Genomic DNA, 25,589 nt, shown 5'->3' with positions numbered 1-25,589 from the left:
GGCAAGCACTTATGTGGATGAGGAAATTCTGCGCAAGGGGAGATGGCAATGCTCGACCGGATTACCGGTTTCTTCAGGTCTATCGGAAGCGCCATCGGCCGCTGGTTCGGCGTTCTGGCTGCCGGCATCCTCTGGCCCTTCATGGCCGCACATGGCTGGTATCAGCGGCGCAGCTGGATGATCCGTTTACCTGTCATCGCCGTCGTCGCGCTGTTTGCGGTGCTCTACGGCTATTTCTTCTGGCAAACGCAGGTCTGGTCGGGCTTCAATCCGAACTTCGTCGATCAGTACCGCTTCTCGGAGCGCAAGGTCGCCGCCGGCCAGGAAATTCCGGTTGCTGATACCGGCACGGCTTCGGCGTCGTCGCCGGCGCCTGCCAAGACCTGCCAGCGTTCTGCGATCGTCGATGTCACCGCCGATCTGATCGATTCCAACGTCAACCAGAATGCCTGGATCTCCTCCATGCTGCTCTATCGCATGGGCTTCTTCGGCGTCGACTGGGATCACACGCCGTTCCTCGACAACAAGGCGTCCTTCCAGCGCGGCATCAACCAGGCGGTTCGCCGCACGTCCGCCGAACTTGTCGATACGCTGGGGCGCGTTCGCGGTACTTCAGGGATCAACGGCGACCTGCAGAGCGCCCGCGGCAATCTTCAATATGACGAGTACAGCTGGTATTTCGGCATGAACCCGTTCGGCCCGAAGACGCCGACGCCGAGCTACTACCGCTCGGCGATCGAGAGCCTGCGGAAGTTCAACACCGATCTTGCGAATTGCAATGCCGTGTTCGACGGCCGCGCCGACAACCTGCTGCAGTTCATCGATCGCATCGCCAACGATCTCGGCGGCACGTCCGACATTCTGGCGGAGCGCTCGGAGAACCACAATTTCGGCTGGTTCGACACCCGGGCTGACGACCGCTTCTGGTTCGCTTATGGCCAGCTGTATGGCTATTACGCGATCCTGACGGCAGCCCGATCCGACTTTTCGCAGGTGGTGGCCGAGCGCAATCTCGGGGCGCTGTTCAGCGGCACCACCAAGCAGTTCCAAGCGGCGCTGCGTATCCAGCCGGCGATCATTTCCAATGGACGCGAAGACGGCTGGATCATGCCGAGCCACCTTGCGACGATGGGCTTCTATATGCTGAGGGTGCGCTCGAATATCGTCGAGATGCGCGCGGTGCTCGGCCGCTGATGCGGCCGGCTCAGGCGCCGTTATCCTCGAATCCGACGACGCGGAGCTGCTCGACGAATTCGTAAGTGATGCCGACGATCTCGTTGTTGCGGAATTTCCCGACGGAACGGACCGTCTTGTAGCCGCCAAGCCCGTTATCGACGCGATAGGAAAAGTGGAAGCCCGTCTTGTGCAGGCTCGCCTGCTCGAAGGTTTCGGTGATCAGAACCCGGTCTTCGGGATGAATGCGCGAGAGGAGCTCGACCAGATTGGCGGGGCCAGAGGTGAAGGTCATGCGGAAAATCGCGAAGACATCTTCACTGGCGAAGAAATGTCCCGATTCCACTTCGATGCGCCAGAATCCGAAATTTCGGTAGGCTGCAACCATCTGGACGATCTCGAGATCAGAGATGCCGATATGGTCGCGCGTCTGCTTTTCTTTGCCGTTGGCGGGCTGTTCAAATCGAAGAGGCACGTTCCCTCCCATGAGGTTTGCGCACTGATTCTCTTCTGATTTCTCAGCTGATCAGCTTCAAGCGTATGGCCTTAGCTACCAACTGCGTTCTGTTCACGCAATCGAGTTTTTTGATCGCATTGGTCATGTAGGCGTTCACGGTATGGTCGGAGAGCGCCAGGATCTGGCCGATCTCGACCGAGGTCTTGCCCTGCGCCGTCCAGCGCACGACCTCAAGCTCGCGGGCCGACAGCGCATTGTAGGCGCTGTCCTCGTTGCGGCGCACGGTATTATAGGCGTCGAGCGCATGCAGCATGATCATCGCCAGCTCGTTGACCTCGTTCTGGGCGAAGGGAGCACGCTCGCCGCCGAACCAGAAGACCAGCCGGTTTCCATCGAGTGCGTTTATCGGGAAGGTGATGCCCGTCGGCATGGCGTAATGCATCATCAAATTACGTAGCTCGGCCGGGAAGTTGAGCCCTTGCAGAGTTTCCGCCAGATTCCAGTGCTGCGGAACGGCTGATTCACGAAGCTTTGCCGTGAAGGGACAGCTGCGCAGCATATGCGCCCGGTCGAATTCGCGGATATAGGAGGCGGGCAGCGAGCTTTCGATGATCAGCGACTTCAACAGCAGGTCTTCGGCGGACGGTGTGTGCAGGAGCGTCGTCTGCGACAGGCCGAACGCGCCGGCAACCCTGTGCAGTGCGTGAACGAACAATACACGCGTGCGGGCAGCAGCCAGCTCTCCTGTCAGCAGCGATTGCCGTTCAGAGGTAGTCATGTATGACATTATGCGCCCCGATCACTCGAATGTTACCGCTAACACATACGTAAAACTCCACGGGATGCTAGCCACAATTCGCATCGGCCATGCTGATTAATTTATAGTGTTAAAAATTAATCACACATACGCACCCATTGGTTGCATAATGTATTATGCAGGTAGTGATCGCGGCTATTTTACTTCTTCCATTACTACGAAGCTGTGGATTTCTCCCGCGCCGAGAGGAGAAGAATCACCTCAGAAGTTGGTCGACGGTAGACTTAAATTCCTAAAAGGCTGCCTCTGAAGCGATGAATACGGTTTCACTTTAGCATAGCGTGCGGCTGTGGCGCTTGCTGCTTCGGGTCGCTATTGCTAGCGTCAGGCGATCCAAACGGGACGACCGCTCGTGCGCTGCGCCACCATTCTTGCCGTCAAATATTTCGTCATTCTTTCGCTGATTTTCTGCCTCCAATTGCCTCCTGTCTCCGGTTCCGATGCGTGGGCTGCCAAACCCAAGCGGAACCAGCCGCCTTCCATGAGTTTCATCCTCGTCCGCAGCGCCGATTGCCTGGCGGATTGCGCCGAGTGGGTATCGGCAGAAGGCCGGATCACGCGCGACACACCGCTGCGGCTGAAGAAAATTCTGAAGCAGCTGAACGGGCGCAAGCTGCCAGTCGTCTTCCGGTCGGAAGGCGGGGAGGTGGATGCCGCCTATGCGATGGGCCGGATGATCCGCAAGAATGGTCTGGAAACGGCAGTCGGCGGCACGCGGCTCAAGGATTGTCCGATCGCCGACATGCGATGCAAGGCGGCGATCGCCAAGGACGGCACGGCTGCCGGCCTCACTTATTCAGGCGGCGCCTACTGTCTTTCTGCCTGTCCGATCGCACTTGCCGGTGGGACGTCGCGGGTTGCGTCGCAATGGGCCTATATCGGCGTCCATCAGATCACCACGATCTATGATAAAATCCGGGTGTCCTACCGCATCGAATACCGGATGCTGAACGGGCGGAAACACGAGGTTTCCCGCACCGAGATTGGCCGCAGGAGCGAGGGCGAGACGAAATCGACCAAGCTCGGGAAGAAGGCCGCAGCTGCACTTTCCACCTATCTGAAAGAAATGGGCGTCAGCCAGGATATCATCGCACTGATGATGAGTGCGACGCCGCAGACGCTGCGGCTTCTGCCGACATCGGAGGCTTTGAAGCTGGGGCTGATCACCGACATGCTTGCCTCGAACGAGAGCCCGGGCATCCGGCTCTGCCAGGCGGACGATCCGGCCGGCGCCCGCTGCCACCGCCACGGGGAACCGCAGCCGGCGACTGGAACGCCCGCGGAATCACAACCGGCACCGGCTGCTCCCGGCGGTTAGTCCTTGTCCTTGAGATCGTTCTTCTTGGTCGAGCTCATCAGCTTTTCCAGGAAGCCGAGCATGAGCGCGGAGACGACGAATGCGATGTGGATCAGCGTCAGCCACATGATCTTGCCGTCTTCATACTGATCGACATTGAGAAATACCTGCAACAGGTGGATCGACGAGATTGCCACGACCGACGAAGCGACCTTGATCTTCAGGCTGCCGGAATCGAGCTTGCCGAGGAAGGACACTTCGTGCTCCTTTTCGCCGTCCGCCTCGTCGAAGCGGCTGACGAAATTCTCGTAGCCCGAGATCATCACCATGACGATCAGGCTGGCGACCAGGGCTGCATCGATGAGACCGAGCATGGCGAGGATCATCTCGTCTTCGCCAAGTGTGAAGACGGCGCTTGCGACCTTCAGGAATTTGTAGCCGAAGGAGATCGCATAGACGGCAAGGGCCGCCACGAGACCGAGATAGAACACGACGAGCAGCCAGCGGCTCGACAGGATGATGCGCTCGACGAGCAGCTCAAGTGATTTCATCTTTAGGTGCCCCCGCACGCTGAAACGATAGAGGGGGCATAGCCCATCCATGCAAGTTGCAGCAAGCCTTGACGGTGGATTTCATCCCGGCCGATGGCGCGGTTTGTCGTGGAACGGCGTGAAAAGCGGCATGCGGGGTCTTGTTTCCGACGCGGCGATGGCAGCATGGTCGGACAATAACACAAACTCCGAGGACTACGCCGTGGCCATCAAATCCGACATCGAAATCGCCCGCGCGGCCAAGAAGAAGCCGATCTTCGAGATCGGCGCCAAGCTTGGCATTCCGGAGCAGGATCTGGTGCCCTATGGCCACGACAAGGCGAAGATCAGCGCCAGTTTCATTGCTGCGCAGGCGGAAAAGAAGGACGGCAAACTGATCCTCGTCACAGCGATCAACCCGACCCCGGCGGGCGAGGGGAAGACGACGACGACGGTCGGCCTCGGCGACGGGCTGAACCGCATCGGCAAGAAGGCAATTGTCTGCATCCGCGAGGCCTCGCTCGGTCCCTGCTTCGGCGTCAAGGGCGGGGCGGCCGGTGGCGGTTATGCGCAAGTCGTGCCGATGGAAGACATCAATCTGCACTTCACCGGCGATTTCCACGCGATCACCTCGGCGCATAATCTGCTGGCGGCGATGATCGACAATCATATCTACTGGGGCAACGAGCTCGATATCGACATTCGTCGCATCACCTGGCGGCGGGTGATGGATATGAACGACCGGGCGCTGCGCTCAATGGTGAGTTCGCTCGGCGGTGTTGCCAACGGCTTTCCGCGCGAGGGCGGCTTCGACATCACCGTTGCCTCCGAAGTCATGGCGATCCTCTGCCTGGCTTCCGATCTGAAGGACCTGGAAAAGCGCCTTGGCAACATCATCGTCGCCTACCGGCGCGACAAAACGCCCGTCTATGCCCGCGACCTGAAGGCGGATGGCGCGATGGCCGTCCTGTTGAAGGACGCAATGCAGCCGAACCTGGTGCAGACGCTGGAAAACAATCCGGCCTTCGTTCATGGCGGCCCCTTCGCCAACATCGCCCACGGCTGCAACTCGGTGACGGCGACGAAAACGGCGCTGAAGCTTGGCGACTATGTCGTCACTGAAGCAGGCTTCGGCGCCGATCTTGGTGCTGAGAAGTTCTTTGATATCAAATGCCGCAAGGCCGGGCTGAAGCCTGATGCTGCGGTTATCGTCGCTACCGTCCGGGCACTGAAGATGAATGGCGGCGTGAAGAAGGAAGACCTCGGCGCAGAGAATGTCGCCGCCCTCGTCAAGGGCTGCGCCAATCTCGGACGGCATGTCTCGAACGTCCGCAAGTTCGGCGTGCCTGTCGTCGTCGCCATCAACCATTTCGTTTCGGATACCGATGCTGAGATCGCGGCTGTGAAGGAATATGTTGCGCGTCTCGGCGGCGAAGCCATCCTCTGCCGCCACTGGGCCGAGGGTTCCGCCGGGATCGAGGAGCTTGCCCACACAGTCGTCGAACTTGCCGATTCCGGTCAGGCAAAGTTCCAGCCGCTCTATGGCGACGACCTGCCACTGCTGGAAAAGATCGAGATCGTCGCCTCGAAGATCTACCACGCCGGCGAAGTGACCGCCGACAAGGCGGTGCGTGATCAGCTCATCGCCTGGGAAGAGCAGGGCTACGGCAAGCTTCCGGTCTGCATGGCGAAGACGCAATATTCCTTCTCCACCGATCCAAACCTGCGCGGCGCGCCGGAAGGGCATATCGTGCCGGTTCGTGAAGTCCGGCTCTCCGCCGGCGCCGGCTTCGTCGTCGTCATCACCGGTGAGATCATGACCATGCCGGGTCTGCCGAGGTCGCCATCGGCGGAGCGGATATTCCTGAACGAGCAGGGGTATATCGAGGGGGTGTTCTGAGGCTAGAGCTTGTCGGGCCAGCGCTGGGAAGTGTGCAGGATGGTCAGGATTTCCAAGTTCGTTTCCGTCACCCGGTACGCGATGATGTAGGGAATGTCGCTCAGCGCCATCTCTCTGGTTCCAGAAACGCGCCCTTCGCGACCGAGGAGAGGGCGGGTTTGAAGTGTTTCAGCTATTGAGGACAGCCGGCGGACGACCCGGCCCGCGGCGACCGGATCATGCTTCGCGATGTAGGTGCCAATCTGGTCGAGGCGGGCGAGCGCCCGGCGAGTCCATAGCAGATCGCGCTTCATCGTCCGGTGGGCGGCGCCGTATATTTGGAAAGGACGGCGTCGACCTCGTCGGCGCTTGCGAAGTCACCTTTGTCTGCTTCTCTGACGGCTGCTTCTATCTCGGAGATCTGCCATTCCTCGCGCTCGACGAATTCTTCGATAGCGAGAGTAGCGACTTCTTCCGGCGACAGTTTTCGGCGCTCGGCGAGGCGGTCGAGGCGGGATATCGTGGATTGATCGACTTGAAAGCTGAGTAGCGTCATCGGAGCTCTTTTGTGCATTCCTATGATGGAAGTTTAATGCGCCGATATTTCGATTCAAGCTGGAATCGCAAGTCATTGATCTACTGGGGTTTCGCTAGTGACAATACCGGTATCCGCCCTTGCGCTCGAGAACATCGAGATGGAAATGCGTCTCGTGCGCCGCGTCGCTTTCCGGATCGAGCACGGTTGAGAAATAGAGGCAGCCGGAGGCGCTGACGGTGCGCTGGAAGGCGCCGGTCAGTGTTGAATCCTCGCGGCGCGGCTTGACCGCGATGTCCTCGCCCTTCTCGAAGCTGAAGCTTGCGACATCGATGGCGTTGCCGCGGGCGTGTTCGGAGATCTTGCCGGTTTCGGCGCTGTTGCGCAGTCGGCAGATATAGGCGGAAGCCTGGTTGATGGTGGTGATCTTGCCCTGATCCTTGGCGGCGACGGCGGCGGCCGGGATGACGCTTTCCTTCATCCAGTGAGCGAGCGCCCGCGCCGTCGGGCAGCGCAGCGTCGCTTCGGGTTTCACCTTGATGCCGGGGAGCGCTTCCGACAGGACGATCGGCTTGTCGATGCCGCAGCCGTTGCCGTCATCGATCCGGGGGATCTCCTTGAAGACGACGCCGAGGCTCTGCAGCTCCTTGACGCAATCGGCATGGTCGCCATCGCTCTCCGGCTCGATCGTCAGGTGCTGATCTTCCAGCGTCTCGGCTTTCGGTGTTTCGGGCCTGGCATCCTCCGGTTTCTGATCGGCAGGTTGCGACGCATCGGGTTTGGCCGTTTCCGGGGGGGGCTCTTCCGGTTTGCCTGATGCGGCAGGCGCCTGCTTGCCGTCATCGAATTTCGGCTGTTCGGGCTTTGCCTCTTCGGGTTTGGGCTGGGGAACGGGTGCTGTCTGCACCGGCGGAGCCTGGTCTTGCGGCGCTGCCGGTTCGGCTGCTTCAGGCTTCTGTTCAGGTACCGGCCCGTTACGGGGCAGGGTGGCGCCCGAGAGCATGAAGACGGTGAGGCTCATGGCGGCAATTGCGGAAGCGATTTTCACATGTCCATCCCACGTTGCTGTTAGCGGCAGGAGGGACAACGCAAACGGGCTGTTTTCGTTGCAATTTCGCAACGTTTGCGTGGATCGTCAAAACATGATGGTTATTATCAAGATAATCGCCGATGATATATTGACACAAATAGTCATGTTTTTTATTGCGGCAAAAAGAAGGCGGTTTTTGGGGCCGCCTCAATCTGAAAACGCCTAGCCAGCCCCTCGATCGCGCCCGCGAACCGACCAGCCAGCCCGGTACTTCATCATATAGAGGGTTGGTTTTATGGTTGTCCGCAATTCGCGTTCGCTGCTGCTTGCTTGCACGGCGCTTGCTCTAATTTCTCATTCGTCGATCAGCCTTGCGCAGAGCGCGACCCCGGCCGGGCAGCAGTCGGATGATAAGCAGACGAAGGACGGAGAAACGTTCCTTTCTCCCATCATCGTCAAGGGCGATCGCAAGGCAGCGAATGACCCCTACGACAAGGCCGGTCCTTCCAGCACGGTCACAGCGGACCAGATCGACCTGCAATCGGGGCAGGAAACGGACGATCTGTTGCGTGGCGTTCCAGGCACGTCGACTGCCAACAATCCGCAGAATCCTGGCGTTGCCGTCAACATCCGCGGCTTTGAAGGTTCTGGCCGTGTCAACATGATGATCGACGGCGTTCGGCAGAACTTCCGCTTCACCGGCCATGAGGCGCAGGGCCTCACCTATGTCGACCCGGCATTCCTTGCAGGCATCGATATCACGCGCGGGGCAGTCAACGGTGTTGGCGGCGGTGCGCTTGCCGGTTCCGTCAATTTCCAGACCTACAATGTCGACGATCTTATCCAGGGCGACAAGAGCTATGGCGGCATCGTTTCGGCGACCACCGGCGATAACGGCATGGGCTGGTCGGAATCCGCAGTCGGTGCCTACCGGTTCAATGATGTGTTTGCCGTTGTCGGCGGCATCAGCAAAAGCGATCCCAAGAATTTCGACAACGGCGATGGCGTCGAGGTGCCGTTTACCGAAGAGGACCTGATCTCGGGCCTGCTCAAGGCGGAAATCACGCCGAACGCCGAAAACACCATCCGCATCGGCGGATTGACCTATGACAACGACTTCTTTGCCAACTCCTACTACCAGAATCTGAAGAACAAGACCTTCAGCGCGACCTACGAATACAAGCCCGGCGACAACGATCTCATCGATTTCAAGACCGGTTTCTATTACAACCGTTTGAAGATGACGTATGATACAAACGCGACTGGCGGAGGAACCGCGGCCGGACGCGAGATCACCGATACCGGTATCGGTTTCGACGTCTCGAACACCTCGAAATTCGATCTCGGCGATGTCTCGGTCTCATCGAACTATGGTGTCGAATATTTCCACGACGACTATGACGTCATGAACAGCACGGCGCAGCCGCAGGGTGGAGTGAACGGCGACGGCAAGAATGGCACGCTCGGTGTCTTCAACAGCACCACCTTCACCTATGGAATCGCCGATTTGACGCTCGGCCTGCGCTACGACCATTTCGACCTCAGCGGATCCGGCGCGGTGACTGCCGGCAATCCGGTCGGTCTGCCTGCCGGTCCTTACTCCGTCGACAGCTCCGACGGGCGGCTCAATCCCAGCGTGACGCTGGCCGTCAATGCGACCGATTGGCTGCAGCCGTATGTGACCTATGCCGAAACGATGCGGTCTCCGACGATCAGCGAAACCTTTGTCGGCGGCAACCATCCCGGTGGTTTCATGTCCTTCTTCCCGAACCCGTTCCTGGAGCCTGAAGTGTCCAAGGGCTGGGAAATCGGCGCGAACATCAAGGTCGACGGCCTGTTCGACTCCGGCGACAGCTTCCGCTTCAAGGCCAACTATTTCTACGACCGCGTCGACAACTACATCACCGCAGCGTTCAGCCCGATGGGCGGGGTCTATTTCGCCAATAACCCCGGCACGTCGACGGTTCAGGGGATCGAAATCCAAGCTGGCTACGATGCCGGTTTCGTCTTCGGCGATCTGTCCTACACCCACACGGACACCGACCTGCCATCGCAGATCAACGGTTTTGGCGTTCAGTCCTATCTGCCTGACGACATCTTCACCGCGACGCTTGGTGCACGCTTCCTCGAAGATCAGCGCCTGACGGTCGGCACGAGGCTTTACCTCGCAAGCCGCTCGAATGTCGGTGAGATAAACGTTGCACCGGGCGATAGCGCCTACAAGCCAGGCTACGGCCTCGTCGATCTGTTCGCCAACTACAAGTTCGAGCAGGGCTTCGAGGTTACTGCCAGCGTCACCAACGTGTTCGACAAGGCCTACACGCCGGCCTCCAGCACGATCGCGGGAAGCGCCGTCGAAACCGGTCGCGGACGCACCTTCATGCTGACGGCAAAAGCAAAATTCTGATCGGTATTTCGTGAAAAGGGCGGCCTCGAGCCGCCCTTCTTCATTGCGCATTCGCCTCTTGCGCTCTCCCTCATCTCACGCTAACAATTTCGCCCATGAACACGTCTAAGAACATTGCAGTTTGGTGGTGGGCTCGCTGAGGCGGCCTCGACCAATCGTGTCTTCAGACGACGAGTGAGCCGCCCGAAACTTTCGAGGCGGCTTTTTTGTTTTCTGGCCGCCTTGCGTCCGGGCACCGATAACGGAGTGGAACTATGGTTACGATCCTTCGGGATGATGGTGCGGAAATCTACGAGACCAAGGGCGGCATCACCGTCACCCGGCAGCGGCGGCCCATTCCCTATGCGGATGCCGTGGTGTCCTATGTCGACAAGCTCGATGAGCGCCGCGGCGCGGTGTTCTCGTCGAACTACGAATATCCGGGCCGCTACACGCGCTGGGATACGGCCGTCGTCGATCCGCCGCTCGGCATTTCCTCCTTCGGTCGCGATGTCTGGATCGAAGCCTATAACGAGCGCGGCGAAGTGCTGCTCGGCTTCGTGACCGAGCGCCTGAAGGCCGTGCGCGAGCTGGAGCTTGGTGCTGCCACCGCCCGCCGGCTCGATCTCAAGGTGAAGCTGCCCGACCGGGTGTTTACCGAGGAAGAGCGCTCGAAGATGCCGACGGTGTTTACGGTGCTGCGCGCCGTCACCGATCTCTTCTATTCGCAGGCCGATGCCAGCCTCGGGCTTTACGGCGCCTTTGGCTACGATCTGGCCTTCCAGTTCGATGCGATCGACCTGAAGCTGAAGCGTGCCGACGACCAGCGCGACATGGTTCTCTATCTGCCGGACGAGATCCTCGTCGTCGACAACTACTCGGCCAAGGCCTGGGTCGATCGCTACGATTTCGCCAAGGGCAGCCTGACGACCGAGGGCAAGGCGGGCGATATCGCGCCGGAGCCTTTCGTGCGCACCGATGCCATTCCGCCAAAGAGCGATCATCGCCCCGGCGAATATGCCGAGCTGGTCACCAAGGCGAAGGAAAGCTTCCGCCGCGGCGATCTGTTCGAGGTCGTTCCCGGCCAGAAATTCATGGAGCGCTGCGAGAGCAAGCCATCCGATATTTCCAAGCGGTTGAAGGCGATCAATCCTTCGCCCTATTCCTTCTTCATCAATCTCGGAAACCAGGAATATCTGGTCGGCGCGTCGCCCGAGATGTTCGTGCGCGTTTCCGGCCGCCGCATCGAGACCTGCCCGATCTCGGGTACCATCAAGCGCGGCGAGGACCCGATCGCCGACAGCGAGCAGATCCTGAAGCTGCTGAACTCCAAGAAGGACGAATCCGAACTGACGATGTGCTCGGATGTCGACCGCAACGACAAGAGCCGCGTCTGCGAGCCGGGCTCGGTCAAGGTCATCGGCCGCCGCCAGATCGAGATGTATTCGCGCCTGATCCACACGGTCGATCACATCGAGGGCCGCCTGCGGGATGACATGGATGCCTTCGACGGCTTCCTCAGCCACGCCTGGGCGGTCACGGTGACAGGGGCGCCGAAGCTCTGGGCGATGCGCTTCATCGAAAGCCACGAGAAGAGCCCGCGCGCCTGGTACGGCGGTGCGATCGGCATGGTCGGCTTCAATGGCGACATGAACACGGGGCTGACGCTGCGCACCGTGCGCATCAAGGACGGGATCGCCGAAGTCAGGGCAGGGGCGACCTTGCTCAACGATTCCATCCCCGAGGAAGAAGAAGCCGAAACCGAACTGAAGGCCTCCGCCATGCTTTCCGCTATCCGCGATGCCAAGGCCGGCAATTCCGGCAAGGTCAGCCGCGACGTCGCTGCCGTCGGCAAGGGCGTCAATATCCTGTTGATCGACCACGAAGACAGCTTCGTTCACACGCTGGCGAACTATTTCCGCCAGACAGGCGCCACGGTCTCGACAGTGCGCACGCCGGTGCCGGACGAAATCTTCGACCGGCTGGATCCGGACCTGGTCGTGCTGTCGCCGGGACCGGGCAATCCGAAGGATTTCGATTGCAAGGCGACGATCAAGAAGGCGCGCGCCCGCAACCTGCCCATCTTCGGCGTCTGCCTGGGTCTGCAGGCGCTGGCCGAGGCCTATGGCGGCGAGCTTCGCCATCTGGCGCTGCCGATGCACGGCAAGCCGTCGCGCATCCGCGTGCTGGAGCCCGGCCTGGTCTTCTCCGGCCTCGGCAAGGAAGTCACCGTCGGCCGCTACCACTCGATCTTCGCCGATCCCTCGACCCTGCCGCGTGAGTTCATGATCACGGCGGAAAGCGAGGACGGCACGATCATGGGCATCGAGCATACGAAGGAGCCGATCGCTGCGGTGCAGTTCCACCCGGAATCGATCATGACGCTCGGCGGCGATGCCGGGATGCGGATGATCGAGAATGTCGTGGCGCATCTGGCGCGGAAGGCGAAGACCAAGGCTGCCTGAGCCAAGGATACCGATCGGCCGCCGCCATCCGGTGGCCGATCATTCTCCATTTCTCCTGCGGATGATCGCATGCTCCTGAAGCTGCTCAAGGGACTGGCGATCATTATCGTGCTGGCCGCCATGGCCGTCGTTGCCGGAACGGTGATTCCAAGGCCCTGGCGTGCGCCGCCAGCCGAAACGACGGGTGCGACCGACCGCATTCTCGTTCTCAGCAATCCCATTCACACAGATTTCGCGATCCCTGCCACGCGCGATATTCTCAAGCGCTTCAGCTTTCTCGCCGATGCCGGTCTCGATCTCGGAAGTCCCGATGTGCGCTACATCATCTTCGGCTGGGGAGGGCGCGCTTTCTATACCGAAACGCCGACCTGGGCCGACCTGAAGCCGATGCCGGTGTTCAAGAGCCTGACGCTGGATAGCGCCGTCATGCATGTGCAACTGGCGGGAGATATTCCGCTTGATCATCCCGATGTGACGCCGATCGACGTGTCCGCTGCAGGTTTCGCGCGGCTGTCGGACTACATCGCGTCGAGTTTCACCGATGGCGATGAAAAGCCTGTGCCGCTTGGTTTCTCCTACGGTCAGGGCGACGCCTTCTTCGAGGCGCAGGGCCGTTTCAACGCGCTTGTCGGCTGCAATACGTGGACCGCTGCCGGCTTGCGCGAAGCCGGGATTGCGACCGGTCTGTGGACGCCACTGCCGTGGCTGCTGCGTATTTCGCTCTGGCTTCACAACCCTCCCGGGGCCTTTCGCCCAGGAGAGGAAGTAACTGGTTGACTTCCCATTCCAAATCAGAACATTTCAGGAACGATAAATAAGGATATCGTCGTGGCCAATGCTGAGAAGTTTATCGTCCTCCCGTACCGCAAGAACCGGGGCAACCTGGTGCCGGGCGAGATGCGGCAAGCATCGAATGCCATGAGTGCAGAAAAGATTGCGACCTCGATGGCCGCGCGGTTTATCGGCGTAGCCGCCTATGCGGTGATGGTCGATGACGAGACCGGCGATATGTCGTCGCCGCGGCTGCTCATTCGCCATGGCGAGATCGCCGATCTCAATCCGGCATAACGCTTCCCGATGGAAACTTCGCTCTATCTGCCGGTCAAAGCCTTTCTGGAGGCGGCGGGTTATGCCGTCAAAGGCGAGATCGGCGGATGCGATCTCGTGGGCCTCAGCGAAGGCGATCCAAGCGTGGTCGTGATCTGCGAGCTGAAGCTCAGCTTCAACCTCGAACTTATCCTGCAGGCGGTCGATCGGGCGGCGATGAGCGACGAAGTCTGGATCGCGGCGCGGGTTTCGGCCAAGGGGCGCGGGCGCGAGGCGGACAAGCGCTATCGCGATCTCTGCCGCAGACTGGGGATCGGCATGCTCGGCGTTTCCGATATCGGAGAGGTCAGCGTCATCGTCTCGTCCATCTCGCCGATGCCGCGGACCAATCCGAAGCGCCGGTCGCGGCTGGTCAGGGAGCATCAGCGCCGCCGCGGCGATCCCGTTCTCGGCGGCAGCACGCGCGTGCCGCAGATGACCGCCTACCGACAACAGGCGCTGATCTGCGCCGCTGCCCTGCAGCAGGGGCTGGTCAGGCCGCGGGACATGAAGGCGCAAGCGCCGGATGCCGGAAAGATCCTGCTCGGCAATGTCTATGGCTGGTTCGAAAAGCAGGGGAAGGGCGTCTATGCCCTGACGCCCTCGGGTGCCGAGGCGCTGCTGCGCTGGCCGCAGACTGTCGCCTTTGGTGCCGATGATGGTGAGGCGTCCGTAGAGGGCGCCTGATCTCAGGCGTTTGGAACGCCGCGCTTTTATCAGTTCTTGCCATGGCCGAGGTTGATCGTCGCCCTAGCTTATTCGTCGTGAACAAAGCTGCGATGCTCGCTGGGGCCGCAATGGGTCCAGCCAAATTCCCCGAGGCTCGACCATGGTTACTTTCACGCTCAATGGACAGACGAAGACGTTCGACGGCGATCCGGATACGCCGCTTCTGTGGGTCATCCGCGATTTCGAGAAGCTGACCGGCACCAAATATGGCTGCGGTGTCGCCCAATGCGGCGCCTGCACCGTGCATATGGACGGCTTCACCCGCCGCTCCTGCATCACCCCGATCTCGACGGTCGACGGCTCCGAGATTTTCACGATCGAAGGTGTCGAAGGCAAGGAAGCCGATGCGGTGAAGGCTGCCTGGGTCAAGATCGACGTGCCGCAATGCGGGTACTGTCAATCCGGCCAGATCATGTCAGCCGTCGTATTGCTGCAGAACATTCCCAAGCCGTCCGACGAAGATATCGACGGGGCGATGGCCGGGAATATCTGTCGATGCGCCACCTACCACCGGATCCGCGCGGCCATTCACAATGCCGCCGCGTCGATGGAGGGCTGAGCGATGACCATTCAGGAGATTGCAACGACACGCCGCGGCTTCCTGGCCGCAACAGGCGGCTTGGTGATCGGCTTTGCGCTGCTGCCGAAGACCTCGGCCTTTGCCGCCGAAAAGGGTGTGCAGGCGGGCGGCGCGGACGCGCTGGTGACGCTGAACACATTCGTCAGGATCGGCACCGACGATACGGTGACGATCCTTTCCAAGCATATCGAATTCGGGCAGGGGCCGTTCACCGGCCTTGCGACGCTGGTCGCCGAAGAGCTCGATGCGGATTGGGGGCAGATGCGCGCGGTGCATTCGCCTGCCGATGACAAGGTCTATGCGAACCTTGCCTTCGGCCTGCAGGGCACCGGCGGATCGTCCTCGATCGCCAATTCCTACGAACAGTTCCGCCAGGCTGGGGCAACGGCGCGGGCCATGCTGGTTGCCGCGGCGGCCGACGAGTGGAAGGTGCCGGCCGGTGAGATCACCGTCGAGAAGGGCAGGGTCAAGCATGCGGCTTCCGGCAAAGACAGTGGTTTCGGTGCGCTGGCCACCAAGGCCGCCGGTATCAAGCCGCCGGCCGACGTGAAGCTCAAGGATCCCTCCAAATTCACGCTGATCGGCCAGGAATTGCCGAAGCTCGATACGGTATCGAAGACCAATGGCCAGGCGATCTATACCCTGGACATCATTCCTGACGATCTGCTGGTCGCCGTCGTCGCGCATCCGAACCATTTCGGCGCGGCGGTGAAATCCTTCGACGATAGCGAGACGCGCAAGGTCAAGGGCGTCGTCGATGTCAAGCAGCTGCCGCAGGGCGTTGCCGTCTATGCCGACAACACGTTTGCGGCGTTGAAGGGCCGGTCGGTGCTGAATGTGGACTGGGACCTTTCGCAAGCGGAGACGCGTTCGAGCGGGCAGCTTTCGGCCGACTATGCGAAGGCGTTGACGGAGAAGGGCATCACCGCATCCGAAAAGGGCGATGTCGAGAAGGCCTTCACCGATACCTCGCTGAAGACGCTGGAGGCGCAGATCATCTTCCCGTTCCTGGCGCATGCGCCGATGGAGCCGCTCGACGCGGTGTTCATCAAGGCGGCGGACGGCAGCCTCGATGTTTATAACGGGGCGCAGTTCCCCGGCATGGACAAGGCGACGGCGGCCAAGATCACCGGCATCGATCCGGCTAAGGTGCGGCTGAACACGCAGATCACCGGCGGAAGTTTCGGGCGCAAGGCGCAGTTCGGTTCGCCCTATATGCAAGAGGCGGCGTCGGTCTTCGCCGCGACCGACCAGTCGCGGCCGGTCAAGCATATGTGGACGCGCGAGGACGATATTCGCGGCGGCTATTACCGGCCGATGTATCTCCACAAGATGCGTGGCGCGATCAATGCCGATGGCCGGATCGTCGCCTGGGACCAGGCGATCGTCGGGCAGTCGATCATGGGCAAGGCCGATCTCGACAGCACCTCGGTCGAGGGCGCCTCCGACCTGCCTTACGATGTGCCGAACCTCAGGGTCATCTCACATAATGTGAAGCTGGCGATCCCGCCGCTCTGGTGGCGTTCGGTCGGCCATACGCATACCGGTTTCGCGGTCGAGACCTTCCTCGACGAGCTGTTCCAGATGGCAGGCAAGGATCCGGTGCAGGGAAGACTCGAGCAGCTGACGGAGGACCCACGCTATGCCGGGGTTCTCAAGAAGGCGGCGGAGATGGCCGATTGGGGCGGCAAGATCCCCGAGGGACGGCAGCGTGGCGTTGCCGTGGTCAAGAGCTTCAACACCTATGTCGGCCAGGTGGTGGAGGTCTCTGCCGGTGCCGACGGGGCGCCCAGGGTCCACAAGGTCTGGTGCGCCGTCGATTGCGGTGTCGCGATCAATCCGAATGTCGTCAAGGCCCAGATGGAGGGCGGCATCGGCTACGGGCTTGGTGCGGTGCTGTTCGATGCGGTGACGCTCGGCGAGGGCGGGGCGATCATGCAGTCGAACTTCCACGATTACCGCTCGATCCGCATCAACGAGATGCCGGATGTGGAGGTCGCCGTCATCAAATCCGGCGAGCCGCCCACCGGGGTGGGAGAGCCGGGCGTGCCGCCGGTCGGACCCGCGACGGCCAATGCCTGGCGGCGGCTCACTGATGCGCCGGTGCGCAGCCTGCCGATCGTTGCCGTGGCGACGAGCTGAGGGGGGCGGAGATAACAAGTAAATTGGTACTCGCCTGCATGGCAGGCGGTCTCTCGCTCCTTGCGGCCTTGCCCGTATCGTTCATGGCATTTGCCGAGACGGCGCCTGCATCAGACAAGACGACCCTAAAGCCGGTCGCCTCCTTCGCATCGATCGCCGATCAGAAGGCGCGGTCGGTGGCGCTCTTCGAAGAGGCGGGCAAGGTGATCGAGCATCCGCGATGTCTGAACTGCCATCCGGCGGGCGACAGGCCGCTGCAGACGATGGCCATGCATCCGCACCAGCCGCCGGTGACGCGCGGCGATGGCGGCATGGGCGTGCCGGGCATGATGTGCAACACCTGCCACGGCCCCGAGAACGCAACGATCGTCGGCCAGTCGCCGACGCTGAAGAGCATTCCCGGCAATCCGGCCTGGCATCTGGCGCCGATCGAAATGGCCTGGGTCGGCAAGTCGCTCGGCGAGATCTGCCAGCAGCTGAAGGATCCGAAGCGCAATGGCGGGCGCGATCTGTCGAAGATCGTCGAGCATATGGCGCATGACAGCCTGGTCGGCTGGGGCTGGAACCCGGGCGACGGGCGCGAGCCGGCGCCCGGCACGCAGGCGGAGTTCGGCGACCTGATCAAGGCCTGGGTCGATACCGGTGCAGCCTGCCCGGCAGGCTGAGGGGAGTATTCAGGCGCCGGTCAGTCCCGGCGCCTGACGATCTTGAGGTCGAGTTCCCAGCGCTGCTCGAAGCCGAGTGTCTTGTAAAGCCCGATCGCCCCGGTGTTGAGCGCATTGACATGCAGGTACGCGGTTGCGCCGGATGCTGCGATTTGGCCTGCGACATAACGGAAGAGCAGCTTGCCGAGACCCTTGCCCTGGAAGTCCGGGTGGGTGCAGAGGCCGCTCAGTTCCGTAAAGCCGGTCTGCTTCAGCCGCTGACCGCCCATGGCGATCAGCTTGCCGCCGCTCTTGACACCCCAGAAAGTGCCGAGTTTCTGGGCTCCTAGGGTGAAGGGGCCGGGTTTGGTCAGCTGTGCCAGCGCCAACATCTCTTCGGCGTCGGCCGCAGTCAGCGGCGCAATCCGGGGGTCGGAAAGCGGATCATGCGGCGTCGTGGCGATCATCTGGATCAGCGTTGCTGCGCCGACGATGTCGAAACCATCCGGAACGGTTGCCGATCCGGGCTCCACAAGCGCCATCGTCTCACCGGGCCGGGGGAGCGCAGCCAACGCTTCCAGGCTCTCCGGCGTGTGGTCGGCGGCCGCCGCGAAGGGCACGATGCCGGGCGGGTAGCGTCGGGCGAGCGGGCCGCCTTCGGCGATGCCTGCATGCGCGGTCTGCAACGCGTTCCAGATCGGGCGGTCGAGGATATGTGTCATGGTTTCTTCTCCTTCGGCGGCGCGCGGCGGATGAGCGATGCTGCGGCCAGGCCGTCTTCGATTGTTGCAAGCTGATCGAGAAGCGGGCCGTCGAGGCTGCCGCAGAGGTCGGCGACGGCGGCGGCGATACGCGGCCAGACTTCGGCGCGCGAGACATCGACGAGCTGCTTGCCTTTTTCCGTCAGCGACACAAGCCTGCGGCGCTGATCGTCCGGCGCCGGCTGCATATCGACCAGTCCGAGGTCCAATAGCTGGCCGACGGTGCGCGTGGCGCCGGGCTGGGTAATGCCGACCGACTGGGCAAGCTCGCCGATCGTCAGCGGTCCAGCGCCGTCGATCGCCGCCAGGAACGGATATTGTCCAGCCTGGATGCCGAGGCCCGCCTCGTCGATGAACTGTTGCGTGTCGGCCTGCAGGCGCTCGCCGATGCGGCGCATTCTGCTTCCGAGAGTCAACAGGCCCGATGTCCGCACGATGTCTTCGACCATGCTGTGCTCCATTATGCATGCCGAGTTATATAACGCGTTATGTAATATCCGTCAACGTGGATTTATGAGCTTGCCCTTTGACAAATCGTCCGTCTTCGACCATATGAGCCGCATTAGCCGCCTGCGCGATTTTCGCGTGGGCGGTTTTGCGTTTGAATGGGCCAAATGCTGCAATTCATTCGCATCCGCAGAGGGATACGAGATGACGGAACAAGGCAATATGACAGTCCGGCGGCTGGCATTCTGGGGCATCCCGATGTCGCTCGGCGTGATGGGGCTGAAGCTCGCCGCCTGGTGGGTGACGGGGTCGGTGGCGCTGCTCTCCGACGGCCTGGAATCCTTCGTCAATGTCGTGGCGGCCTTCATCGCCTTCTTCGTGATCCGCTATGCGCAGAAGCCGGCCGACCACGACCATCCGTTCGGCCACCACAAGGCCGAATATCTCTCAGCGGTCACCGAGGGCGTGCTGATCGTCGTCGCCGCCATCCTGATCGTCAAGGAAGCCGTCGGGTTTCTCAGCGATCCCAAGATGCTGGAAGCGCCGGTGCTCGGTCTTGCGATCAACTTCGCGGCCGGTGTCATCAATTTCGTCTGGGCAAGGCTGCTGATCCGGGTTGGAACGCAGCATCGCTCGGCGGCGCTGACGGCGGATGGCCAGCATATCATGTCGGATGTGGTGACTTCGGTCGGCGTGCTCGTCGGCCTGCTTCTGGCGCTCGCCACCGGCTATCCGATCTTCGACCCGGTGCTCGCCATCCTAGTCGCCGTCAACATTCTCTATCAGGGCTACAAGGTCATCTCCCACTCGATCGGCGGCCTGATGGACCACGCGGCGGAACCGGAAGAAGAGGAGGCTATCAAGCAGGCGATCGCCACGCATGCGGTGGGGTCTCTCGGCGTCCATGATCTGAAGACGCGCCGGGCAGGGGCTGTGACCTTCGTGGACTTTCATATGGTCGTTCCGGCTGCCATGTCGGTGCGCCAGGCGCATGATATCTGCGACCGCCTTGAAGATGCCATCCGCGCGGTGCATCCGGGCGCCAGCATTGCCATTCACGTCGAGCCGGAAGGCGAAAAAGCCCATGGGTTGCGCGTCAAAGTCATAAAGGAAGCCTGACGGCGCGCCGATATGGCCGTCTGCCGGTTAAGGTCTCCGGGCGGAGACACTCTCAGAGCGCTCCTGTGCATGCGGGTAATGTGAAAATCTGCATGTGCGCGGCAGCATTGGCGCGGTGCAACGTTGCTGATGGTGACGGCATCTTCGGGTTGCAATAGAGCCAGTGCCTGCTCTGTATTTCCGGGGATTGCATATAAATTCAATTTGCTATGCATCATAAAGTTGCTTCGCTGCGCCGCGCAGTACTACAATTTTGTCCAGTAATAATCTCTGTTGCGCTGCAATATCGGCTTAATAATTCCAATCTAATCGATCCCTAGATCGCCGAAGTCAAAGTCTTGGCGCGGCATTTTGAATTGCAAACTTATTATTCTGTTTTAGCAATATCTAGGATTTCCATGACCGGACCTTACAAGCGTGCCATTTCACGCGGCGTTGACCCTGCGCGCCAACCGATATCCGCAATCTTGCTTTCAAGTGTCAGCTTTTCAGCCATCGTTCTGTCCTGCATATTGTCCACTCCTGCGTGCGCGGCCGACTATTTGGTGACCAACGAGACGGAGCTTCGCAACGCGATCACGTCGGCAAATGCCAGCGGCGATCCCAGTTCGACGATCGTCATGGCCAACAGCTTCTCGATATCGGCCGGCATCCTGCCGGAGCCGACCAGTCCGATTTCGATCGATACACAGGGCTTCACGCTGACCGGGCTCTATGATGCCTCGACCGTCGGTACACGCGCCAATCTGACGATTCAGGAAAGCGGATCTGGTGGTATCGGCGTCACGTTCTCGGGAACGCTGACCGGTGGCAATGCCGGTGCGGCGGATACGACTGCGGGGCAGGTGGCGGTGTGGACGACACGTACCGCATTTACCAACAATGGGACGATCACCGGTGGCGCAGGCGGCGGCGCCGGTGGTTCCGGCGGTGTGGGAACTCGCATTTTTGCCAGTTCGAGCTTGGTCAATAACGGCACGATTGCCGGTGGTTCCAGCGCCTCCGGTGCGGGTGGAGCGGCCGTCGATTTCGGCGGCATCGGCGCCGCTGGCACGCTTGTCAACAATGGGACGATCCGGGGCGGCAACGGCGGCCTTACCGGTGGCCTGGGCGGTGTCGGTGTGATTGTCCGCGCTGGCAGCGGCGCGGTCACAAACAGCGGAACGATCGAAGGTGGCGCCGGGGGAGTGGCTATCCTGTCGAACACCGGGGCTAGCGATATCGACATCACCAATAGCGGAACCATCCGGGCCGGTGCAGGACAGAGCGACGCGATCACGCGCACCGTTGCGGCGACCACGGGTACCATGACGCTTGAATTGCAGGCAGGATCGGTGATCGAGGGTAATGTCGTGGCAGGGGCTGGGGTTGCCACCGATACGCTACGCCTCGGCGGTACGGGCAGCGACAGTTTCGATGTTTCGGCGATTGGCCCGCAGTACCAGAATTTCGATATCTTTCAGAAGACCGGCACCGGCACCTGGTTCCTGACCGGCACGGGGAGCGCGGTGACCGACTGGGATATCCAGGCGGGCACATTGGCGATCGGCAATGGCGGCACCAGCGGCAGTGTCACCGGTGATATCACCAACAACGGCACACTCGCCTTTGACCGTTCGGACAGTTTCACCTTCGCCAATCTCGTCACCGGCAGCGGTACGATCCGCCAGATCGGCAGCGGCACGACTTTCCTGACGGGCAACAATGGCGCGTTTGCCGGCACCACCTCGGTCGAGGCCGGAACATTGTCGGTCAACGGCATTCTCGGTGGCACGCTCGACATATTCTCCGGCGGGCGGCTGCACGGCATCGGACAGGTCGGCAATACGGTCAATGCCGGCACCGTCGCGCCCGGTAATTCGATAGGCACGCTGACGATTTCAGGCGACTATGCCGGCAGCGGCGGCGTGCTCGAAATCGAGAGTGTACTCGGTGACGATACCTCATCCACCGACCGTCTCGTGGTAACCGGCAATACCTCGGGCAATACCAATGTCCGTGTCGTCAATCTCGGCGGCGCAGGCGGGCAGACGGTCGAGGGCATCAAGATCGTCGATGCCGGCGGCATCTCGGCGGGGACGTTCTCGCTCATCGGCGACTATGTGCTGGACGGACAGCAGGCCGTCGTCGGCGGCGCCTATGCCTACCGGCTCTATCAGAACGGCATCACTACGCCGGGCGATGGCGACTGGTATCTGCGCTCGGCCGGTTTGCAACCCGGTATTCCGGTCTATCAGGCCTATCCACTGCTGATGCTGCTCGGGCTCAATCAGGCCGCCACGCTTCAGCAGCGGATCGGCGACCGGATGCTGTCGAGCGATTTCCAGACGGTTTCCGATGGATCTGCAGGCGGAGCCGCGGATGAGATCGAAGGCGTTTGGATGCGCACCGAGGGTCTGCATGGCCGCCTCACGGCCAATGATGGCACCGTCGATACGAGCCATGATTACGACATCTGGCGAGTGCAGGGCGGGTTGGACGGCGCGCTTTATGACGGCAGCAATGGCAGGCTGATCGGCGGGCTGACGGCGCAGTTCGGCACGATGTCGAGCGACCTGGGCTCCAGCATCAGCAATGGCCATATCGATACGTCGGGCTTCGGACTTGGCAGCACCCTGACGTGGTACGGCGATCAGGGCTTCTATGCCGATGCCCAGAGCCAGTTCAATTTCTACGACAGCAACCTGAGCTCCGATCTCGTCGCTTCGCCGCTGAAGAGCGGCAGTGGCGCCGTCGGCTACATTCTCAGCATCGAGACCGGCCAGCGTCTTGATATCGCAGGCTCCTGGTCGGTTACGCCGCAGGCGCAGCTGACCTATTCATCCGTGGATTTCGGCAGCTTCTACGACAAGTTCGGCGCCGAGGTGTCGCTTGATCGCGGCGCCAGCCTGAACGCCCGGTTGGGGATGGCGGTTGATCGGGAAGCGAGCTGGCAAGCCGACGACGGGACCGCGACACGGCTCAAGCTCTATGGCGCGGCCAATCTCTATTACGAGTTTCTGGACGGTGTCTCGGTGAACGTGGCCGGCAGCCATTTCGTCAGCCGTGGCGATGACCTTTCGGCGGGGCTTGGTCTTGGCGGTTCCTATAGCTGGGGCGACGAACGCTATTCGGTCTACGGCGAGATGGCCGCGAAATCCTCGCTGTCCGGCGCCGGTGACAATTTCTCCCTGGGCGGCTCGCTCGGCGTTCGCGTCAAGTGGTAGGCCAAGCCGGCCGATACACGCCGCCGCCGCTTTTTGTCCGCTTGGAAGATCGGCGCAAAAGGACTATTTGCGGTCCCACATGAGCAATCCATGTGGTGCGCGACGATCGGCGCCCGTGGACGGACGATCGATTTGGAAGGAATAGGGAAATGGCGACGACGGATGTCAGCGGGCTTTCGCAGCTCGGTTCGCAGGTTGAATCACCAACGAGCCCGGAAGCGGCCGTCCTCGAAAAGGTGCCGAACGGCAGCCAGGGCGCCGACTATGTCGTGCGCTTCACGGCGCCTGAGTTCACCTCGCTTTGCCCGATGACGGGCCAGCCGGATTTCGCCCATATCGTCATCGATTACATCCCGAACGATTGGCTGGTGGAATCGAAGTCGCTCAAGCTTTTCCTGCATTCCTTCCGCAATCACGGTGCGTTTCACGAGGATTGCTCGGTCTACATCGCCAAGCGGATCGTTGAGCTGCTCGATCCGAAATGGCTGCGCATCGGCGCCTACTGGTATCCGCGCGGCGGCATCCCGATCGATGTCTTCTGGCAGACGGGCAAGCCGCCCGAGCATGTCTGGCTGCCTGATCAGGGTGTCGCGACCTATCGCGGCAGAGGCTGACCTGCGCGTGCACGAAAATGTGATCGCTGGGCAAAGCCTGCCGCGGCGTTCCGCATCGGCGTTAAGTCGATATTTATAATCATCTTTTGGCGGCAGCGGATTTCGCGGCCGCCTTTTCGCGTTAAGTGGCTTGGATTGCAGCAGAGTTTCCTCCCCGCTATGTGCGGAGGGCATCCTGTCACACACTTCATTCAAGAGATAAAATTATGGCCATTGATCAAGCCGCCGCTGCCCCGCGTGCGGCCGCCGATACGTCCCGCTACGACAAAATGACGATTGCCCTGCACTGGCTGACCGCAATCCTCGTGATTGCGCTCTTTGCTGCCGCCTATGTCTGGAACTCGCTTCCGAAGGGTACGCCGCTTCGCAAGGAACTGCAGGCCATTCATATTTCGCTCGGACTGCTGTTCACCGTCGTGTTCATCGTCCGCCTCGTCTGGCGCAGCTCTGGCGGCAAGCGGCTTGCGGCCGCCGAGGCCGGCGTCAACGCGCTGTTGTCCAGGGGCATGCACTGGCTTCTCTACTGTCTGCTGATCGCGCAGATGCTCCTCGGCTTCCTGCTGCGCTGGGCGCAGGGCGAGCCTTTCGAGTTTTTCGGGCTGTTCTCGGTGCCGAGCCTGTTTGCGCAGGACAAGCCGCTCGCCCATACCTACGAGATGCTGCACAACGATGCGGCCTGGATCATCATCGTGCTGGCCGCCAGCCACGCGCTCGCAGCACTCGGCCACCACTATCTGCTGCGCGACGGCGTTCTCAGGCGGATGATGCCGCACGGCTGACCATCGAGCTGGCATACGGCGCCCTGCGCCATATGCCACCCATATCAGACGTCTGAGGTGTCGCCGCTATCCTGTGAATCGTCGAAGCTGTCGTCATCGTCGGACGGATCGTAGTCGGCCTGCTGGATATTGCTATTGTCGTCGTTGCCGGCCGAATTGTCGGCTGCCTGCTTGCTGTCGTCACCGCCGTAGTAGTTGTTGATGACGGTCTCTTCCGTCGGTGCCGGCGTGTTGCCGAACGGGCTTGAGCCGAAAGGCGAACCCCAGCCGAGCGACGACATGTGATTGCCGAAGACGCCACTCAGCGAATTGGCGAGCAGCATGCCGCCGGCAACACCGGCCGCCGTGCCGAGCGCCCCGCGCAGGAAGCTGCCGCCTGCCGAAGGAGCGTCCGGCTGCGGGTTCCAGGGGCCGGACGGCTGCTGCTGCCGCGGCTGCATCGGGCGTACATTGTCGTCGTAGCCGCGGTCCTGATAGCTCTGGCGCGGGGCATTGCCCCAGGGGCCGGAAGGCTGGGCCGCCTGTTGTGTCTGGCCGCTGCCGAAGATCGAGCTCAGGAAGCCGCCGCCTTGCTCGGCCTGGCGGTGTTCGCTCTCGCCGGCTTCCAGCTGGCGGACGCGCTCTTCGAGCTCCTTGATGTGGTTGGCGGCTGCTTCCAGCCCCTTTTCCTGCACGATGACGGCCTGTGCCAGATAATACGTCGTGTAGGGCTGTTCGCGCACGCCCTGATCGATCAGCGCCTCGGCGTCGCGATCGCGCGGTGTTGCGGATGCGGTGCGTACCCTGTCGAAAAGGCCGGTCAGCAATTGGCGTTCTTCCGGTGACATGGCTCTCTCCTGTGTTACGTGCGGGATAAGCCCGCCTACGAATGACGTAGGAACGGATTCCGGCTTTTCAAAGCCTTGGCAACTTA

General features: G+C 61.3%; 23 protein-coding genes and 1 pseudogene. 15 read left to right on the top strand and 9 right to left on the bottom strand.

The features are described from left to right. Positions 1–48: 48 nt before the first annotated feature. Positions 49–1,194, top strand: coding sequence for a DUF2333 family protein (locus AC1DIJ_RS07375; RefSeq protein WP_112386197.1), 1,146 nt, complete (start codon positions 49–51; stop codon positions 1,192–1,194). Positions 1,195–1,204: 10 nt separating this feature from the next. On the opposite strand, the gene AC1DIJ_RS07370 is transcribed toward AC1DIJ_RS07375, so the two are convergent. Further along, positions 1,205–1,648, bottom strand: coding sequence for a PAS domain-containing protein (locus AC1DIJ_RS07370; RefSeq protein WP_112386336.1), 444 nt, complete (start codon positions 1,646–1,648; stop codon positions 1,205–1,207). Positions 1,649–1,691: 43 nt separating this feature from the next. Then, positions 1,692–2,417 carry a helix-turn-helix transcriptional regulator gene (locus AC1DIJ_RS07365; protein WP_112386198.1) on the bottom strand — a complete coding sequence of 242 codons (726 nt, stop codon included), beginning with the start codon at positions 2,415–2,417 and terminating at the stop codon, positions 1,692–1,694. A gap of 382 nt (positions 2,418–2,799) precedes the next feature. Between AC1DIJ_RS07365 and AC1DIJ_RS07360 the strand changes: the two are divergent. Beyond that, positions 2,800–3,753 (top strand): annotated as a pseudogene (locus AC1DIJ_RS07360) (COG3904 family protein); the annotation flags it as partial. Between the two features lie 8 nt (positions 3,754–3,761). Here the strand turns inward: AC1DIJ_RS07360 and AC1DIJ_RS07355 are convergent. Next, positions 3,762–4,295 (bottom strand): TIGR00645 family protein, encoded by a 534-nt coding sequence (locus AC1DIJ_RS07355; RefSeq protein WP_112386199.1) that lies wholly within the window; start codon positions 4,293–4,295, stop codon positions 3,762–3,764. Between the two features lie 157 nt (positions 4,296–4,452). On the opposite strand from AC1DIJ_RS07355, the gene AC1DIJ_RS07350 reads away from it, so the two are divergent. Further along, positions 4,453–6,174, top strand: a complete 1,722-nt coding sequence (locus tag AC1DIJ_RS07350; protein WP_112386337.1) for a formate--tetrahydrofolate ligase — start codon at positions 4,453–4,455, stop codon at positions 6,172–6,174. 2 nt (positions 6,175–6,176) lie between these two features. Here the strand turns inward: AC1DIJ_RS07350 and AC1DIJ_RS07345 are convergent, their stop codons facing one another. The 3 genes from AC1DIJ_RS07345 to AC1DIJ_RS07335 all read right to left on the bottom strand — a co-directional run bounded on the left by AC1DIJ_RS07345 (position 6,177) and on the right by AC1DIJ_RS07335 (position 7,736). After that, on the bottom strand, positions 6,177–6,467 hold the full coding sequence (locus AC1DIJ_RS07345; RefSeq protein ID WP_112386200.1) for a type II toxin-antitoxin system RelE/ParE family toxin: 291 nt from the start codon (positions 6,465–6,467) through the stop codon (positions 6,177–6,179). Continuing rightward, a complete protein-coding gene (locus AC1DIJ_RS07340; protein WP_112386201.1) occupies positions 6,464–6,709 on the bottom strand; it encodes a ribbon-helix-helix protein, CopG family in 246 nt (81 codons plus the stop codon). The genes AC1DIJ_RS07345 and AC1DIJ_RS07340 overlap by 4 nt, the downstream gene beginning before the upstream one ends. A 94-nt stretch (positions 6,710–6,803) precedes the next feature. Then, a complete protein-coding gene (locus AC1DIJ_RS07335) occupies positions 6,804–7,736 on the bottom strand; it encodes an extensin-like domain-containing protein (protein WP_477831360.1) in 933 nt (310 codons plus the stop codon). 277 nt (positions 7,737–8,013) lie between these two features. Between AC1DIJ_RS07335 and AC1DIJ_RS07330 the strand changes: the two genes are divergently transcribed. From AC1DIJ_RS07330 to AC1DIJ_RS07295, 8 genes are all read left to right on the top strand, one after another. After that, positions 8,014–10,125 (top strand): TonB-dependent receptor domain-containing protein, encoded by a 2,112-nt coding sequence (locus AC1DIJ_RS07330; protein WP_112386204.1) that lies wholly within the window; start codon positions 8,014–8,016, stop codon positions 10,123–10,125. 254 nt (positions 10,126–10,379) lie between these two features. Beyond that, positions 10,380–12,569, top strand: coding sequence for an anthranilate synthase (locus AC1DIJ_RS07325; protein WP_112386205.1), 2,190 nt, complete (start codon positions 10,380–10,382; stop codon positions 12,567–12,569). Positions 12,570–12,638: 69 nt separating this feature from the next. Continuing rightward, entirely contained in the window at positions 12,639–13,346 is a 708-nt protein-coding gene (locus tag AC1DIJ_RS07320) for a TIGR02117 family protein (RefSeq protein WP_112386206.1), read from the top strand. Between the two features lie 51 nt (positions 13,347–13,397). Beyond that, positions 13,398–13,637 carry a hypothetical protein gene (locus AC1DIJ_RS07315; protein WP_112386207.1) on the top strand — a complete coding sequence of 80 codons (240 nt, stop codon included), beginning with the start codon at positions 13,398–13,400 and terminating at the stop codon, positions 13,635–13,637. 9 nt (positions 13,638–13,646) lie between these two features. Further along, positions 13,647–14,342, top strand: coding sequence for a DUF2161 family putative PD-(D/E)XK-type phosphodiesterase (locus AC1DIJ_RS07310; protein ID WP_112386208.1), 696 nt, complete (start codon positions 13,647–13,649; stop codon positions 14,340–14,342). A gap of 142 nt (positions 14,343–14,484) precedes the next feature. After that, positions 14,485–14,943: a (2Fe-2S)-binding protein gene (locus AC1DIJ_RS07305; protein ID WP_112386209.1), complete on the top strand. Its 459-nt coding sequence runs from the start codon at positions 14,485–14,487 to the stop codon at positions 14,941–14,943. A gap of 3 nt (positions 14,944–14,946) precedes the next feature. Beyond that, entirely contained in the window at positions 14,947–17,106 is a 2,160-nt protein-coding gene (locus AC1DIJ_RS07300) for a xanthine dehydrogenase family protein molybdopterin-binding subunit (protein ID WP_112386210.1), read from the top strand. 11 nt (positions 17,107–17,117) lie between these two features. Next, positions 17,118–17,771 carry an Isoquinoline 1-oxidoreductase subunit gene (locus AC1DIJ_RS07295; protein ID WP_112386211.1) on the top strand — a complete coding sequence of 218 codons (654 nt, stop codon included), beginning with the start codon at positions 17,118–17,120 and terminating at the stop codon, positions 17,769–17,771. Between the two features lie 20 nt (positions 17,772–17,791). Here AC1DIJ_RS07295 and AC1DIJ_RS07290 read toward each other — a convergent pair whose 3' ends face one another. Then, a complete protein-coding gene (locus AC1DIJ_RS07290; protein ID WP_112386212.1) occupies positions 17,792–18,472 on the bottom strand; it encodes a GNAT family N-acetyltransferase in 681 nt (226 codons plus the stop codon). Continuing rightward, positions 18,469–18,960, bottom strand: a complete 492-nt coding sequence (locus tag AC1DIJ_RS07285; protein WP_112386213.1) for a MarR family transcriptional regulator — start codon at positions 18,958–18,960, stop codon at positions 18,469–18,471. The genes AC1DIJ_RS07290 and AC1DIJ_RS07285 overlap by 4 nt, the downstream gene beginning before the upstream one ends. A 202-nt stretch (positions 18,961–19,162) precedes the next feature. On the opposite strand from AC1DIJ_RS07285, the gene emfA reads away from it, so the two are divergent. The 4 genes from emfA (at position 19,163) to AC1DIJ_RS07265 (ending at position 24,676) form a co-directional block, all read left to right on the top strand. Then, entirely contained in the window at positions 19,163–20,077 is a 915-nt protein-coding gene (gene emfA, locus AC1DIJ_RS07280; protein WP_112386338.1) for a CDF family cation efflux transporter EmfA, read from the top strand. Between the two features lie 545 nt (positions 20,078–20,622). Then, complete coding sequence (locus AC1DIJ_RS07275) at positions 20,623–23,283, top strand: autotransporter outer membrane beta-barrel domain-containing protein (RefSeq protein WP_162705925.1); 2,661 nt, start codon at positions 20,623–20,625, stop codon at positions 23,281–23,283. 149 nt (positions 23,284–23,432) lie between these two features. Further along, on the top strand, positions 23,433–23,897 hold the full coding sequence (queF, locus tag AC1DIJ_RS07270) for a preQ(1) synthase (protein WP_112386215.1): 465 nt from the start codon (positions 23,433–23,435) through the stop codon (positions 23,895–23,897). 206 nt (positions 23,898–24,103) lie between these two features. Continuing rightward, positions 24,104–24,676: a cytochrome b gene (locus tag AC1DIJ_RS07265; RefSeq protein ID WP_112386216.1), complete on the top strand. Its 573-nt coding sequence runs from the start codon at positions 24,104–24,106 to the stop codon at positions 24,674–24,676. A 44-nt stretch (positions 24,677–24,720) separates the two neighbouring features. Here the strand turns inward: AC1DIJ_RS07265 and AC1DIJ_RS07260 are convergent, their stop codons facing one another. Beyond that, positions 24,721–25,503: a DUF2076 domain-containing protein gene (locus AC1DIJ_RS07260; RefSeq protein WP_112386217.1), complete on the bottom strand. Its 783-nt coding sequence runs from the start codon at positions 25,501–25,503 to the stop codon at positions 24,721–24,723. Between the last annotated feature and the right edge of the window lie 86 nt (positions 25,504–25,589).

The organism is Rhizobium sp. 10N427 (assembly GCF_056394605.1).
Note: the sequence above shows the minus strand (reverse complement) of the source record. Positions and strands in the feature narration are given on the sequence as shown.